The organism is Anaerospora hongkongensis, from assembly GCF_004339805.1.
GTDB classification, from domain to species: Bacteria; Bacillota; Negativicutes; order Sporomusales; family DSM-15969; genus Anaerospora; species Anaerospora hongkongensis.
Map to the genome: position 1 here is coordinate 1 of NZ_SLUI01000016.1, position 14,753 is coordinate 14,753.

Annotated in this window: 13 protein-coding genes and 10 tRNA genes; 4 read left to right on the plus strand and 19 right to left on the minus strand. The window is 46.0% G+C overall.

Annotated features, from left to right (window positions below):
• The first annotated feature begins 284 nt into the window (after positions 1-284).
• Positions 285-626, plus strand: a complete 342-nt coding sequence (locus EV210_RS18995) for a hypothetical protein (RefSeq protein ID WP_132082949.1) — start codon at positions 285-287, stop codon at positions 624-626.
• A 61-nt stretch (positions 627-687) separates the two neighbouring features.
• Here EV210_RS18995 and EV210_RS19000 read toward each other — a convergent pair whose 3' ends face one another.
• From EV210_RS19000 to EV210_RS19035, 8 genes are all read right to left on the minus strand, one after another.
• On the minus strand, positions 688-1,131 hold the full coding sequence (locus EV210_RS19000) for a hypothetical protein (RefSeq protein WP_132082950.1): 444 nt from the start codon (positions 1,129-1,131) through the stop codon (positions 688-690).
• Between the two features lie 190 nt (positions 1,132-1,321).
• Positions 1,322-1,410: transfer RNA gene (locus EV210_RS19005), tRNA-Leu, on the minus strand.
• Between the two features lie 32 nt (positions 1,411-1,442).
• Positions 1,443-1,517: transfer RNA gene (locus tag EV210_RS19010), tRNA-Cys, on the minus strand.
• 5 nt (positions 1,518-1,522) lie between these two features.
• Positions 1,523-1,597: transfer RNA gene (locus EV210_RS19015), tRNA-Gly, on the minus strand.
• A gap of 8 nt (positions 1,598-1,605) precedes the next feature.
• Positions 1,606-1,681, minus strand: a tRNA-Phe gene (locus tag EV210_RS19020).
• Between the two features lie 3 nt (positions 1,682-1,684).
• Positions 1,685-1,761: transfer RNA gene (locus EV210_RS19025), tRNA-Asp, on the minus strand.
• Positions 1,762-1,910: 149 nt separating this feature from the next.
• Positions 1,911-2,270: a response regulator gene (locus tag EV210_RS19030; protein ID WP_132082951.1), complete on the minus strand. Its 360-nt coding sequence runs from the start codon at positions 2,268-2,270 to the stop codon at positions 1,911-1,913.
• Position 2,271: 1 nt separating this feature from the next.
• Complete coding sequence (locus EV210_RS19035; RefSeq protein ID WP_132082952.1) at positions 2,272-2,961, minus strand: hypothetical protein; 690 nt, start codon at positions 2,959-2,961, stop codon at positions 2,272-2,274.
• Between the two features lie 124 nt (positions 2,962-3,085).
• Here EV210_RS19035 and EV210_RS19040 point away from each other — a divergent pair, with 124 nt between their 5' ends.
• The 3 genes from EV210_RS19040 to EV210_RS19050 are packed head-to-tail and all read left to right on the plus strand — an operon-like array spanning position 3,086 to position 5,761.
• Positions 3,086-4,174 (plus strand): ABC transporter substrate-binding protein, encoded by a 1,089-nt coding sequence (locus EV210_RS19040; protein WP_132082953.1) that lies wholly within the window; start codon positions 3,086-3,088, stop codon positions 4,172-4,174.
• Position 4,175: 1 nt separating this feature from the next.
• Positions 4,176-4,952 carry an ABC transporter permease gene (locus EV210_RS19045; protein ID WP_132082954.1) on the plus strand — a complete coding sequence of 259 codons (777 nt, stop codon included), beginning with the start codon at positions 4,176-4,178 and terminating at the stop codon, positions 4,950-4,952.
• Positions 4,953-4,963: 11 nt separating this feature from the next.
• Positions 4,964-5,761 (plus strand): ABC transporter ATP-binding protein, encoded by a 798-nt coding sequence (locus tag EV210_RS19050; protein ID WP_132082955.1) that lies wholly within the window; start codon positions 4,964-4,966, stop codon positions 5,759-5,761.
• A 47-nt stretch (positions 5,762-5,808) separates the two neighbouring features.
• Here the strand turns inward: EV210_RS19050 and EV210_RS19055 are convergent.
• From EV210_RS19055 to mutM, 11 genes are all read right to left on the minus strand, one after another.
• Positions 5,809-5,884 (minus strand) — tRNA-Trp (locus EV210_RS19055).
• 1 nt (position 5,885) lies between these two features.
• Positions 5,886-5,960, minus strand: a tRNA-Gly gene (locus tag EV210_RS19060).
• 3 nt (positions 5,961-5,963) lie between these two features.
• Positions 5,964-6,040 (minus strand) — tRNA-Asp (locus tag EV210_RS19065).
• Positions 6,041-6,160: 120 nt separating this feature from the next.
• Entirely contained in the window at positions 6,161-9,388 is a 3,228-nt protein-coding gene (gene carB, locus EV210_RS19070; protein ID WP_132082956.1) for a carbamoyl-phosphate synthase large subunit, read from the minus strand.
• The gene (carA, locus tag EV210_RS19075) at positions 9,381-10,454 is read right to left on the minus strand and encodes a glutamine-hydrolyzing carbamoyl-phosphate synthase small subunit (protein ID WP_132083035.1); all 1,074 of its coding nucleotides are present in this window, start codon (positions 10,452-10,454) and stop codon (positions 9,381-9,383) included. The genes carB and carA overlap by 8 nt, the downstream gene beginning before the upstream one ends.
• A gap of 277 nt (positions 10,455-10,731) precedes the next feature.
• A tRNA-Leu gene (locus tag EV210_RS19080) sits at positions 10,732-10,815 on the minus strand.
• Positions 10,816-10,837: 22 nt separating this feature from the next.
• Positions 10,838-10,923 (minus strand) — tRNA-Leu (locus EV210_RS19085).
• 92 nt (positions 10,924-11,015) lie between these two features.
• The gene (locus EV210_RS19090) at positions 11,016-12,650 is read right to left on the minus strand and encodes a peptide ABC transporter substrate-binding protein (protein ID WP_132082957.1); all 1,635 of its coding nucleotides are present in this window, start codon (positions 12,648-12,650) and stop codon (positions 11,016-11,018) included.
• A 17-nt stretch (positions 12,651-12,667) separates the two neighbouring features.
• A complete protein-coding gene (locus EV210_RS19095; RefSeq protein WP_132082958.1) occupies positions 12,668-13,237 on the minus strand; it encodes a lytic transglycosylase domain-containing protein in 570 nt (189 codons plus the stop codon).
• 70 nt (positions 13,238-13,307) lie between these two features.
• Positions 13,308-13,907 (minus strand): dephospho-CoA kinase, encoded by a 600-nt coding sequence (gene coaE, locus EV210_RS19100; protein ID WP_132082959.1) that lies wholly within the window; start codon positions 13,905-13,907, stop codon positions 13,308-13,310.
• Between the two features lie 11 nt (positions 13,908-13,918).
• A complete protein-coding gene (mutM, locus tag EV210_RS19105) occupies positions 13,919-14,743 on the minus strand; it encodes a DNA-formamidopyrimidine glycosylase (protein ID WP_132082960.1) in 825 nt (274 codons plus the stop codon).
• Positions 14,744-14,753 lie beyond the last annotated feature (10 nt).

Here is a 14,753-nt window from a genome sequence, read left to right on the forward strand (position 1 = left end):
TGTTCAGTTTTCAAGGAACACTTTGTTTTCGTTGTCATCGCTTGTCGCGGTGACAGCTTATTTATGTTAACATAACTGTTTTGTTCTGTCAACATATTTTTTATCTTTTCTACTGCTTTTTTTGCACCGCTTGATGCGGTTTCTATATAGTAGCATTATTATGTTTACATGTCAAACACTTTTTTCATTGAGTTTAAAAACACTTTTTTCGCAGTAAAACAATTTGCACCTTGGCCAGTTTCATGTACAATGATATCAACACCACATGAGAGGCAGGAAACAACATGAACCGAGAAGAATTGCATAAACTGATTGACCAATTACCCGACGACAAACTAGAAGCCGCCTTTTCCACTTTAATAAGTGTAAGTGAAAGTGCTGCTCTACCTTTGCCAGAAAAACTTCCGGCAGGTGGAAATGCTGAAGATTTACATAAATTTTTAGACACTTTTACCTCTACGATTGGGACCGTTTTATATGACCTTAGCGAAACTGCCAAACGAAACGGAGACAAAGTCTCAGCCAATCGTTATGATTTTTCCCGCAAGAAGATAATTGAGAATTGGATGCTCTACTCACGGAAAAATTTTGGCGCACGCGTATCTCCCGTTTCTAACGAAGAATAATCGAAAACGCTTCTTTAATCATAGATACAGCCCGCACTCCATATGAGTGCGGGCTGTGTTTTTAAATGCCTGGATGATAGTCCAGCCATACGTTATGTAGTCGGCTTTGCGTATATTTGCTGTCCAGTTCAGTTGAATACTGTCCCCAAACCGAATGTGGCTGACGAAGCAAACTCTGCAGCTCCGGCAACAATTCATCTACCTGCGTTAAATCTCGATCACGCTGCAATAACTCCGCCAAAAATTCATTAACGCCAGTTAAGCCAAACGATTGGGCAGTAAACGATACAATCGACCAATTACTAGTATCCTCATCAATCATAAACTGAATGTCAGGATAGCTTCGCTTAGACGGCTCCGGCAAGATCAACTGCCCGCTGCCGGAAAGTTCAAAGGCCGGCACACTGCGTAAATAAACGTCTATAGTTGGCTGATCTCCCGTATAACCGATACGATAGCACCCACCCTCTCCGAAATATTCCTGGAGGCCCGGGTATGTTGCCATGTGATGATCCCTCCTTTTCGATCACTGCTTCTTATCTAGTCTTTTCTAAAGACTAGTAAAATAATCATTTAGCGCTTTTACTTATTTTAAACAAAAAAACTCCCTGGCCACGCCAGGGAAACTTTGTATGGGATTACCATACAAAACAAAAAAATAAAGACCTCGCAAGAATTGCGAGGTCTTTATTTACTGGTGCCGAGGACCGGAATCGAACCGGTACGGATGTTTCCATCCGACGGATTTTAAGTCCGTTGCGTCTGCCAGTTCCGCCACCCCGGCATGATACATTGCTAAATGCAATGTATGGCTTTTGGAGGCGACACCCAGATTTGAACTGGGGAATAGAGGTTTTGCAGACCTCTGCCTTACCACTTGGCTATGTCGCCGTAACTGGAGCGGAAAACGAGATTCGAACTCGCGACCCTCGCCTTGGCAAGGCGATGCTCTACCACTGAGCTACTTCCGCAGAATACATGGTGCCTCAGGGCAGAATCGAACTGCCGACACGAGGATTTTCAGTCCTCTGCTCTACCGACTGAGCTACCGAGGCAAATGGCGACCCTGAACGGATTTGAACCGTCGATCTCCGCCGTGACAGGGCGGCATGTTAGACCGCTACACCACAGGGCCATTTACAAACTGCATATACTATTATATTCGATTGCTTCCAACATGTCAAGATGTTTTTTTATTTCGTTTACCATCTCGTTTGCATCAGCAGCAACCGCAAGATCTATTATATCGTTTTTTAGATTATTGTCAAGTAGTTTTGTAAATTTTTATTCTAAAACTTTTTCTATTGTAGCAACAACCTGAACCGCATCAAATGGCTTCACAATAAAATCAGCTGCTCCGGCCGCAATGGCATCTGTTATGATTGTCTTTTGGCCAATAGCCGTAACCATAATGATACGCGCCGTAGAATCTTCAGCGTGAATATGCCTTACTGCTTCAATACCATCCATTTTAGGCATCGTGATATCCATGGTAACCAAATCAGGCTTATATTCACCATATAACTGTACTGCCTCCTGCCCATCACCAGCCTCACCGACTACTTCATGCCCGTTTTCTTCCAGCACTCGGCGCAGCATCATCCGCATGAAGGCAGAATCATCACAAATCAATATTTTTGCCAATTTAAGTCCTCCCTTCACCAGCATTTGCTGATGTGAGTTCCAGCCGCAGCTCCGTCAAAGTTTTTTCCAGGTGCGTCTTTAAACACTGCTCCAGTTCACTCAGCTGCTTAGTATCAAAGGTACTGATTACTCGCGGGGTTCGTCGAACACGCAGTTCACCAAAAAATTCGTCACGATAAATATTATAATAGATCAGAAGATTAGAATCTACCGAAAAATCACTGTAATCAATAATAATATACGAACCATTTAGTGATTTTACTGGCTTAAGCGGCGTTATGTACAGTGCAAATCCTGCCACCTGCTGTGGCAGCTGAGCGCCAAAAGCCCATTCCGTTATCTTCTTTTCCCTGAAGCTGCTGCACAGCGTACTTGGGTCAAACGAAGCCAGTTGGCGTATCGTTTCCTTCATTCTTACATTTAACAGCTGTTCTAACCCATTCAAATCACTGACGATAAAACTGATATCGCACATTTCGGTTAAACCAATGACGATACGGGCAAGAAATTCCTTAGTAGCCTCGTCGTACAAAACAGAAAAACTACGATAGCTGCCGGAGTTATGATAAGTGAATATCCGGTATTGGCTTTCACATTGCATCAACTCTGTCGTTAGGGTAAATCCGGCAAACTCCTGTTCCAACGTCTGCAAATATGACCATTCTTTTAATTGTTCTATTATTTTTTCCATAATTTTTATCACCTAGTGTAGTAAGTATTCTGTGCAGATTCGTAAAAACCTCTTACCTTGAGTGACCATTTTTCCCGGTGCTGAATACTATGCATTAATCTCAACGAGAAAAGGAGGATGTCTTATGAGAAGACGTTTTTGGCCTGCCCTGACGGCCATATTAATAATGGTAACATTATTAATCACTGCCTGCGGGCAAACCACACCAACTCAGCAAAGTTCCAAGCCTCAGCAAGCCAGCCCCGCCTGGGCGCCCGGCTTAACGCCACTCCCACAGGAGACGGTAGTTAAGGTCGGTATGAAGCAAGTCATCTCGGATGCAGGCATTCTAATCGGAATGGCTCGAGGCTATTACAAGGATTTAGGCATTGCCATCGAGCCCGTACAATTCAATTCGGGCCAGGAAATGATTAATCAGCTGGCTGCCGGTCAGCTTGATGTCGGCGCAACCGTTACAGCCGCAGGTCTGTTAAACGCCATGTCCCGTGACATCCCGGTAAAAATAGTAGCCGACAAAGGAATTAATGTGGCTGGCAAAGGCTACTATCGTCTCGTTATTCGCAAAGATCTGGTCGGAGTGATCAACGATTACCAAGATTTAAAAGGCAGGAAGATCGCTATCGTCGGCACTGCCTCCCTTGATGAAATCGCATTAGTCCGCGTTTTGGAAAAAGCCGGCCTGACCACAAAAGACGTCGATCTGCAAATCATTCGCGCATTTCCTGATATGCTGGTTTCAATGTCCAATAAAAGCATTGATGCCGCTATGGTTATAGAGCCGTTTATCACGCAAGGCATTGCCAAGGATTTTATCGATCCGTGGAAAGATCCCAGTGACTACGATCCCGATGCCCAAACAGCGCTGCTCGTTTATGGCACAAGCATGACAACGCGTCCCGAACTGGCCAACCGCTTCATGGCTGCCTACGTAAAATCCGTGCGTGACTATAATGACGCTTTCTTTAAAAACATCAAGCAGCAAGAGATCATTGACATACTATGCAAGTATTCGGTTATTAAGGATGCTAAGCTTTATGAAAAAATGTTCCCCACCGGCCTTAACCCGGATGGTTATGTACGAATGAAAGGCATTGCACTTGATATTGACTGGTATAAACAGAATAATTTAATAAAACCCGACTTGAAGCTGGAGGATGTTGTAGACAACAAATATGTTAATTTCGCCATAAAATCGTTGGGCAAGTATCAATAATATGACAAAGATGAAAACTACAACTTTATTCATTCGCACCTTATCGGTGTTATCGCCGCTAACACTCCTCCTGCTCTGGGAATTACTAGCTCGCTTTCAGATTATTGACATACGGTTGTTCTCCAGCCCGAGCAGTATCATTCAAACATTTTTTCCCCTGCTTTTCTCCGGAGAATTACTCTATAATACGGCAATCAGCGTACAGCGTGTTATATTAGGCTTTTTAGCCGGTTCCATACCAGGCATTCTGATCGGCATGAGTATGGGCCTGTCACCGCTTGTTCGCTCGGCTATTGAGCCGATGATTGCAGCTACTTATCCGATCCCGAAACTTGCTATCATGCCCCTTATTCTCCTGGTTTTCGGGCTGGGAGAAACATCAAAGGTATTTACCATTGCCATCGGCGTCTTTTACTTAGTTGTAATCAATACGATGGCTGGCGTCTTAAACATTGACAAAATCTACCTAGACGTAGCGAAAAACTTTGGAGCCAGCCGCAAAGATTTCTACCTTACCGTTGCTTTTCCCGGAGCACTCCCCATGATTTTCGCCGGCCTTAAGCTCGGTATGGGAATGGCGCTGATTCTCATCGTAGCCGCCGAATTATCTGCCGCTAAAGCAGGTGTCGGCTGGATGATCTGGCGCTCATACGATATGTTTGATATCGAGCAAATGTTTGTTGCATTAATGACCCTCTCTGCGCTCGGCTATATATTCTCTATAGCACTCGATATACTGGAACGGTGGGTTTTACCCTGGAAGCAGCAGTGCCGCTAGGAGGTGTTACTATGAGCGATAGCGATGTGAAAATTATCCTCCAGGATATCAGCAAAAATTTCGAAACACAATCCGATCCGGTATGGGCTTTGCAAGATATAAATCTCACGATCAGGGATGGCGAATTTTTCTCCATAGTTGGCCCGAGTGGCTGCGGCAAGACAACTTTGCTGCGCATCCTGGCCGGACTGGAAGAAGCGTCATCCGGTACGTTCGAACTCAAGGCAAACGATACTACCCGCCCCGTCAACTCCATGGTTTTTCAGGAGCAATCCATCTTTCCCTGGATGACGGTTCGCGATAACGTGGCTTATGGATTAAAAATGAGAGGCATCCCCAAAAAACAGCGCACCGAAATTGCCGATAAGTTTATCAGAATGATCGGCCTATCGAAATTTGCCAACTCATATCCCTGCCAGCTGTCAGGCGGTATGAAACAGCGGGTCAGCGTTGCCCGCGCTTTTGCAAATGACCCGGAAATTCTGCTGATGGATGAACCGTTTGGTGCTCTCGATGAACAAAACCGTATTATCCTGCAGCAGGAATTGCTCAGAATTTGGGAACTAACCTACAAGACTACCGTTTTTATCACACACAGCATCGATGAAGCACTCTGTCTCAGTGACCGGGTTATGATCATGACTGCTCATCCGGGAACAATTAAAACCATCGTCAATATCGACTTGCCCCGTCCCCGTGATATAGCCACACTTAGAACCACACTGCGTTACAATGAATTATTCCAGCACGTATGGTTCAGCTTACGCGATGAGGTATTGAAGGTAAAAGAACAGGAATTCAACGGATAAACAACGCACAAAGCCCACGGAATGTAACTTCCGTGGGCTTTGTGATTTGGCAGGGGCAGAAGGACTTGAACCCTCAACCAACGGTTTTGGAGACCGCTACTCTACCAATTGAGCTATACCCCTATGGAGCGGAAAACGAGATTCGAACTCGCGACCCTCGCCTTGGCAAGGCGATGCTCTACCACTGAGCTACTTCCGCAATTGGCGACCCTGAACGGATTTGAACCGTCGATCTCCGCCGTGACAGGGCGGCATGTTAGACCGCTACACCACAGGGCCGCAATAATCCCGGCAAAGTTTCAACCTTACCGGGATTTAATAATATCATGAGTCCCGGAAAAAATCAACTATCTTTTAACTAGTTTACGATAAAATATTAATTATTTTGATTTTTGCGTTCTATTTATTCGCTGTGGTAAACCGTTCCTCATAATCCTGCATGGCAATAATGGGAGGCATCGTATGGTTTTGGATATCTTTAGCGATGCTGATAACTTCCCGTGCTGTATCCATCGAGGTTAAGCAGGGAATACCATATTCCACCGTTGCCCGGCGCAGTTTAAAGCCTTCTCTTTCCGGCTGCTTGCCGCGGGTTATTGTATTAATCACCATATTTATTTTACCAGAGCGGATTGCGTTCTGTACGTGATGGGAGCCTGCTGCCGGTTTTGTATCAATTTTTTCTGCCTCAAGTCCGAGAGACCGCAAATAATCCGCTGTTCCATTGGTAGCAGCCAAAGTATAGCCTAATGCCTGGTAACCTGCGGCAATTTTTCCCGCTTCCTGCTTATCTCTGTCCGCGATGGCAAACAGCACCGTTCCTTTACGGGGAATACTCATCCCTGCAGCAACCAAGGCTAAGTATAAGGCCTGCTCATACTGAGGCGCGATCCCCATTACCTCACCGGTTGATTTCATTTCCGGCCCTAAGCCGATATCTACCTGCTGCATTTTTGCAAAGGAAAACACCGGCGCTTTTACTGCCCAATAATCGGCTGGAGCCAAAAGCCCTGACTGGCAGCCTAAGTCTGCTAAACTAGCTCCCATGGCAATACGAGTAGCGATATCTACCATCGGAATATGCGTTACTTTGCTTAGAAATGGCACACTGCGGCTGGAACGCGGATTCACTTCCAACACATATACCGTTTCGTCAACCACTACGTATTGAATATTAATAAGTCCTTTGACATTCAGCCCAAGCGCCAGCCGTTTTGTATAATCAACAATTTTCTCAATGACGGCGGAGGAAAGGTTGCGCGGCGGATATACGGCAATACTATCGCCCGAATGAACGCCCGCCCTTTCTATATGCTCCATTATTCCCGGTATCAAGACGTGCTGCCCATCGGCAATCGCATCTACTTCTACCTCTGTTCCCTGCATATAGTGGTCAATTAAGATCGGATGCTCCGGCGATGCCTTAACAGCCTTTGTCATGTAGTCTTCTAATTCCTGGGCATTATACACGATTTCCATCGCCCTGCCGCCCAGCACATAAGAAGGTCTAACCACTACAGGATAGCCAATTTGTTCCGCATTGCTAAGGGCATCCTGGAAATTGGTCACACTCGCGCCAACCGGCCGGCGTATATCCAGTTTTTCCAGCAATGCATCGAATTTCTCCCGGTTTTCAGCACGGTCAATATCCTCTACTGCTGTTCCCAGAATCGGTACGCCTGCCTGAGCCAGCGGACCGGCCAGATTAATGGCAGTTTGACCGCCAAACTGAACGATTACCCCTTCTGGCTGCTCTTTTTCAATAATGTTTAACACATCTTCTGGCGTAAGCGGTTCAAAGTACAAACGATCCGATATATCAAAGTCGGTGCTGACTGTTTCGGGATTGTTGTTAACAATGATTGTTTCTAAGCCCATTTTTCTAAGAGACCACACGGAATGAACCGAGCAGTAATCAAACTCTACCCCCTGGCCAATCCGGATCGGTCCCGATCCCAGCACCATAACTTTTTTGCGGTCCGTAACATTGACTTCATCTTCCTGCGCATAGCTGGAGTAAAAATAGGGGGTTACTGCTTCAAATTCAGCTGCACAAGTATCTACCATCTTGTAATTGGGCCTGATCTGCCATTTGTGGCGGAGATCACGAATGGCGTGCGGCGTATTCCTGCTAAGTTCGGCAATCGTCTTATCGGCAAAGCCCATTTTCTTAGCAGCCGCCAGCAGCTCCGGCGCCAGCTCCTCACGGCACAGCCGCTGCTCCATAACAATAATATTGTGGATTTTTTCCAGGAAGAACCGGTCAACGCCCGTTCTTTCGTGGATTTCGTCTATACTTATTCCCCACCGCATTCCTTCGGCAATGACAAACAAGCGCTCATCATTGGCGACGCCTAGTTTATGCCGGATCTCTTGCGGCGACAATTCGGTCGTTGTCGAAAGCTGCAAGCTATGGACACCAATTTCCAGCGAGCGAACAGCCTTTAATAAGGCACTCTCAAAAGAACGATCAATTGCCATCACCTCACCGGTCGCTTTCATTTGGGTACCCAGTATCCGGTCGGCATGCGCAAACTTATCAAACGGCCATCTGGGGAACTTGACGACCAAATAATCCAAAGCAGGCTCAAAGCATGCCATTGTTTTTTGCGTAACTGCATTTTTAATTTCATCCAGGTGGTAGCCAATCGCGATTTTAGTTGCTACCTTTGCAATCGGATAGCCGGTAGCTTTGGATGCCAGGGCACTGGAACGGCTGACCCGCGGATTTACCTCAATGACATAGTAGCGGCGGCTGTACGGATCAAGTGCATACTGGACATTGCAGCCGCCCTCGATGCCCAGGGAACGGATTATTGTTAAAGAAGCCGTTCTCAACATTTGGTATTCGTGATCCGTCAGGGTTTGCGATGGTGCAACAACAATACTGTCACCCGTATGAATGCCTACCGGGTCAAAGTTTTCCATATTGCAGACGGTAATACAATTATTCGCTCCGTCCCGCATAACTTCATATTCGATTTCCTTCCAGCCGGCTACACTGCGCTCCAGCAGCACTTGATGAATCAAGCTGTGTTTTAAACCCTTGGCAACAATCTCTTCCAGTTCAACATCGTCGTTTACAATGCCGCCGCCAGTACCGCCTAATGTATAAGCAGGTCTGACAATCAGCGGGTAACCAATCTTATGCGCAAACGCCAGCGCTTCGTCAAAATGCTCAACAATTATGCTTTCCGGTACCGGCTGCCCAATTTGCTCCATCGTTGCTTTAAACAATTCCCGGTCTTCCGCTTTCTTAATCGCCTCCAGCGGAGTTCCTAATAATTCTACCTGATACTTAGCTAAAATGCCTTGTTCGGCAACCTTAACCGCAAGATTCAATCCCACCTGTCCGCCAAGCGTGGGAAGCAATCCGTCCGGCCTTTCTTTGGCAATAATTTCTTCTACTACTTCCGGCGTAAGGGGCTGAATATATACCCGGTCAGCAATATTCGCATCGGTCATAATCGTTGCCGGATTGCTGTTAACCAGTATAACCTCCAGACCTTCTTCCTTTAAAGCCTGACAGGCCTGCGTGCCGGCATAATCAAATTCAGCGGCCTGGCCGATAATAATCGGACCAGAACCGATAACCATTACTTTTTGTAAATGCTGCTTTTTAGGCATGATAATCCTCCTTGGCCATCAACGAAATGAAGTCGGTAAACAAATAAGCACTGTCATCCGGTCCCGGCGCAGCCTCGGGATGATATTGGACGGAAAATAGGGGTAAGTTTTTGTGCTTAATCCCCTCAATGGTACCGTCATTAACAGCCCGGTGCGTAACAACAACCTCCAGATTGTCGATAGAATTCTCATCAACAGCATAACCATGGTTTTGGGACGTAATATAAACCCGCCCTGATGTCAAATCTTTAACAGGATGATTAGAACCGCGGTGTCCAAATTTTAGTTTATATGTTTGCGCCCCCAAAGCGAGTGCCAATAATTGATGCCCCAGGCAGATTCCAAAAATCGGTTTTTCCGTAAGCAGCTGTTTTATGGTTGTGATTGCATAATCCGCATCCTGCGGATCACCAGGTCCATTGGACAGGAAGATCCCATCCGGCTGGTAAGACAAAATTGTTGCTGCATCGGTATGTGCCGGGACGACGATTAATTCACAGCCTGTTTTATGCAGGGAATCAAGGATATTCTGTTTAATGCCAAAGTCCATGACAACTACCTTGTATCCCGTATTCGGCATCTTGTATACATCTTGCGTAGTCACTTCTTTTACTTGCTGGTTAGGAAGAGGACTATTCATTAACTGCTGCAGCTCCGACTCCTCAGTATCTTCCGCAACAATCCAGCCTCGCATGGTGCCGGCAGAACGAATCCGCTTAGCGATGGCCCGTGTATCTACATCATACAAACAGGAAATCTTATGTTTTTTTAAATAGCTGACCAGTGTGTCTTCCGACTGCCAGTTACTAGGCTTATTACAAAGCTCGCTGACAATATAGCCTTTTACAAAAGGCTTTCTCGACTGGTCAAAGTCCGTATTAACACCATAATTGCCAATCAGCGGATACGTCATGGTAACAATTTGCCCGCAATAGGACGGGTCCGTAAGAATCTCTTGATAACCAGTCATCCCTGTATTAAAAACGACTTCACCGGTAGTATGCTCACCGGCAATCAGTTGTCCGTAAAAGCAGCTTCCATCTTCCAGGACTAATTTTCCCTTCATCATAACTCCACCTTTGAATAATTATTAATAAATCATATTAGAAAAAATAATAAACTCCTTGCCAAATAGCAAGGAATCTTTTTAAGATACACACCATTCGTCAATAAAGAAATCTGCATATTAGGTGAATGTTTTAATTTTTATGCATTTTTTATTTATATATATACTATCAAATTCATTGTATAGTTGTCAAGCGAAATACAGCTTCAACACAAATCCCTGGTAACAAAACAAAAAAGCTTACAAACATAATGCTTGTAAGCTTTTAATTCACATATGGTGCGGTTGGTGAGATTTGAACTCACACGGATCTCTCCGCCACCCCCTCAAGATGGTGCGTCTGCCGTTCCGCCACAACCGCATGGTGAGGGGTATAAAGAATATGGTGCGGTCGAGTGGATTTGAACCACCACGAGATTGCTCCCACTAGTTCCTGAGACTAGCGCGTCTGCCGTTCCGCCACGACCGCATTGATCATATCGCCATCAGCGACATGATTTATATTACCATAACACTTTAAAAGCGTCAAGATATTTTTACATAATAAATAAAAAAATTACTTTATTTCATAAGTCCCCACTGCCATGCATTCCAGAAATTGCCTGCCGGTGTAGGGTTAGGCCGGTAGTTAGCAATGTTGTTTTTGACAACATCAATTGTTGCCCGGTAATACAGCGGCACAACAGGTACTTCCTGTACCATTATCTCCTGTATCCGGAAGTAAATTTGCTGCCGCTGCTCCGTATCGACTGTCATTTTGCCCATTTCTGTCAACTTATCGATTTCAGGATTACGCCAGCCACCGTAATTTTGTCCATCATAGCCGTTTGACCGTCCCGGAATTGCTTTTGAATGCCATAAGCGACTATTTTCAGGATCAATTCCTGCAACCCAGGCATACATAGCCGCCTCAAACCGGCGATTCTTAAGAACATCTGCAAAGAATCCCGGAACATCTGCATATTGAACTTGCAAAAAGATTCCCGCTTCTTTCATTTGCTGCACAAGCTGCTGAGCTACTGCCTCACGCATTTTATTTCCGCTTGTTGTAACAAGTGTAAATGCTAACTTGCGCCCGTCTTTCGCAAAAATTCCGTCTGCTCCTGGGACCCAGCCCGCCTGCGTCAACAGCTCTCTGGCCCCATTTATGTCACGTCCCGCGGCTTTGATGCTGCTGTTATAAGCCCAGGAAAAAGGCGGTTGATCAGTTAGTGCCACACCACCAACATTGCGAAGTGCTGCACTTACAATCGCCGGCCGGTCGATTGCCAGCTGAATCGCCTGGCGTACCCGCACGTCCTGAAACAGACTGTTATCCAGGTTAAAGTCGAGATGCTCCCAGACCATGCCCGGAGTGATAACCGTACGGACATTGGCTATTGCTTTGACCTGATCCAGCTGAGTAGGAACAATATTGTTAACAAGATCGATATCGCCAGACTTTAACTGCGTAATTAAAATATTAGTATCCGGGATGATCTTATACAGAATAGTATCAAGTGTCGGCCGTCCGAGAAAATAAGCACTATTTGCCTCAAAGGTAATGCTTTCGGCAATCTTCCAGTCTTTAAGCTTAAATGGTCCCGTCCCGATTGGATTGCGGTTAAAAGATGATTTACTTATATCCGGGCTGCCTTCTAATATATGCTTAGGAAGAATGGTGGAAAATAGCGTTAAATAAGGAGCGTAATACTCCTTAAAGCGGATAATGACCGTCTGATTATCGGGCGTGTCAATCGCAGCAATTTGGTTATAACCTTCCTGAATTACAACCTTATTTTGCCCATTCATAATTAAATTCCAGGTAAACTTTACATCCTGCGCCGAAAATGGCACTCCGTCATGCCAGGTAACTCCCGGCCGCAGCCGGTAAGTAATCGTCAGTCCGTCACTGCTGACGCCGCCATTTTGCCGGGTCGGCACTTCCATCGCAAGGTCAGGAACCCATTGGCCCTTTTCATCATTCGTAAGCAAACCGCTAAAAACCAGCCTGCCAATTTCTGCAGTAGCCATTAAATCAGAAAGCAGCGGGTTTAACGAATTGGGCTCCTGGAGGCTGCCATATACCAGTTGACCACCCTTTTGTACCTGCTTTGCCGCCTGCGGCTGGCCGGAATCATTCTTTTTACCGCACCCCGCGAAGATAACAGCAGTAAGCACCAGACAGATAAACAAACAAACCGCTCGCTTCCGCAAAAAACCACCCCTTCATTTTAGCGGCCGTATAGCTCTTCATAGCGCTGCTTATTGCGCAGCACCTTCCCCACGTATTCCCGTGTTTCCTTAAACGGAATCTGCTCAATGCCGTCAAATTGTTGTGTCCAGCCGTATTTATTCATCCATTGCTTTACATTGCCCCTGCCGCCATTATAAGCGGCAAGTATCAAAACTTCATTACCGGAAAACTCCTTTTTTAGGGAGGACAGGTACCAAGTCCCTAGTTGAATATTGGTTTCCGGATCAGTTAGATCACCAACGCTCTCATATTCATTCTCAATTTGACTGACAATCCACTGCCCAGTTTCAGGCATAATCTGCATGAGTCCGGTAGCGCCTTTCGGCGATCTTGCCTGAGGGTTAAATTTGCTTTCCGCCAGAATAACTCCTGCTACCAGATAAGGACTTATATTATTTTCTATTGCATATTGATACACCAAATTCTGATAGGGTAACGGATAAACAAACTTCTTCTGAAACCAGTCACTCCAAAAAACTGCGTAACTGCCAACCGCTAAAAGCATAACAACAACGAGCCAAACTTTCAGCCAGGCTATCCTGCGCAATAGTAATCACTCCATCTAAATACTGTACTTTTTACAGCCTATGTATATTATTTTAAATTATGATGCACTTTCACTGATTAGCTGCAATGCCCTGCCAGGCAATTATTACCTGCTGCCGTGTTGCAGCCAGCTCTTTATTGTTATCAATAACAACATCGGCATAAGACAACTTGTCGCGTAAGCTCATCTGCGAGCCGATTCGGTCAAGTGCCTGACTGCAACTTATTTTGTCCCGCTGCATTAACCGGCTCACTTGTTTTTGGGCATCAACATAAACAACCCAAACAGCCTGCACCATAAACTGCCAGCCAACTTCAATCAACAACGGTGCATCAAGGACAGCAACCTTGGCTCCCTGCCGTTCGGCCGCATCCAGCGCCTGCTGCGCAGTATTTTGGATATAAGGGTGAGTGATCTCATCCAAGAGCCGCCTTTTATTTTTATCAGAAAAAATCAGGTCACCGAGCATTTTTCGGTTAAGATAACCACCGGGAAGAAGACAGCCTTCTCCAAAAGCAGCAACAATATCCTGCCATGCCGGTTGTCCCGGTTCGACAATTTCACGAGCAATTTTGTCCGTATCCACAATAACGGCTCCAAGTTGAGCAAGCATGGCACTAACGGTGCTTTTTCCGCTGGCAATGCCTCCGGTTAACCCAATTGTATACACGATAGCCTCCGTTAACGCTGGCAGTTCGGACAGTAGTGCGTACCTCTGCCAGCTACTTCTTTGCGTTCTATTGGTGCGCCGCAGCGCCTGCAGGGCTGCCCCTTCCGTCCGTAAACTGCCAAATAATTCTGATGACTGCCACTTTTCCCCTCTCCGTCACGGTAATCCCGAAAAGAAGTGCCCCCATGATGAATCCCGTCATAAATAACCTGATTGACAGCTTCGTATAGCAGTGCCGCCTCTTCATCGTTCAAAGAGCAGGCCAGACGATCCGGATCGATGCCCGCGATGGCCAGTGCTTCATCTACATAAATATTGCCTAGTCCGCCAATTAGTTTCTGGTTAAGCAGCAAGGCTTTAATTCTGCCTTTACGGCCTGCCAGCAAACCCCTGAAATAAGCGTGGCTGAATTCTTGTGTAAGCGGCTCCGGCCCCATGCTGGCCAATCCGGCGATGCGCCACAGCTCACTTTCAGGCATTGCATATAAGGTCCCTAATGTGCGTGTATCCGCATATAGCAGCTTGGCTCCGTCCCCAAGATCAAAAATAATGTGTGTAAAACGGTCTGTTTTGTCATCATTCGTAACAAAATACAACCGCCCGGTCATGCGTAGATGGATAACCAGTGTCATGTTATCCTCCAAACGCAGAATCAGATACTTTCCCTTTCGATCTAACTGGAGGATCGTTTTCCCAGTTACAAGCGCCTGGAATTCGTAAGCCGACGGCCATTTGATGAGGCGGGGCAGCAATATCTCTACACCCTGAATCCGACGGCCTTTTACTTTGTCAACCAGCGAACGTCTAATGGTCTCCACTTCCGGTAATTCAGGCATAGTATCCACC

Coding starts and splice junctions, on each gene's coding strand:
- carA (WP_132083035.1), bottom strand. CDS start 10,454: ATGAAGGGAAAATTAGTCCTGGAAGATGGAAGCTGCTTTTACGGACAA.
- EV210_RS19045 (WP_132082954.1), top strand. CDS start 4,176: ATGACAAAGATGAAAACTACAACTTTATTCATTCGCACCTTATCGGTG.
- EV210_RS19050 (WP_132082955.1), top strand. CDS start 4,964: ATGAGCGATAGCGATGTGAAAATTATCCTCCAGGATATCAGCAAAAAT.
- EV210_RS19035 (WP_132082952.1), bottom strand. CDS start 2,961: ATGGAAAAAATAATAGAACAATTAAAAGAATGGTCATATTTGCAGACG.
- EV210_RS19000 (WP_132082950.1), bottom strand. CDS start 1,131: ATGGCAACATACCCGGGCCTCCAGGAATATTTCGGAGAGGGTGGGTGC.
- EV210_RS18995 (WP_132082949.1), top strand. CDS start 285: ATGAACCGAGAAGAATTGCATAAACTGATTGACCAATTACCCGACGAC.
- carB (WP_132082956.1), bottom strand. CDS start 9,388: ATGCCTAAAAAGCAGCATTTACAAAAAGTAATGGTTATCGGTTCTGGT.
- EV210_RS19040 (WP_132082953.1), top strand. CDS start 3,086: ATGAGAAGACGTTTTTGGCCTGCCCTGACGGCCATATTAATAATGGTA.
- mutM (WP_132082960.1), bottom strand. CDS start 14,743: ATGCCTGAATTACCGGAAGTGGAGACCATTAGACGTTCGCTGGTTGAC.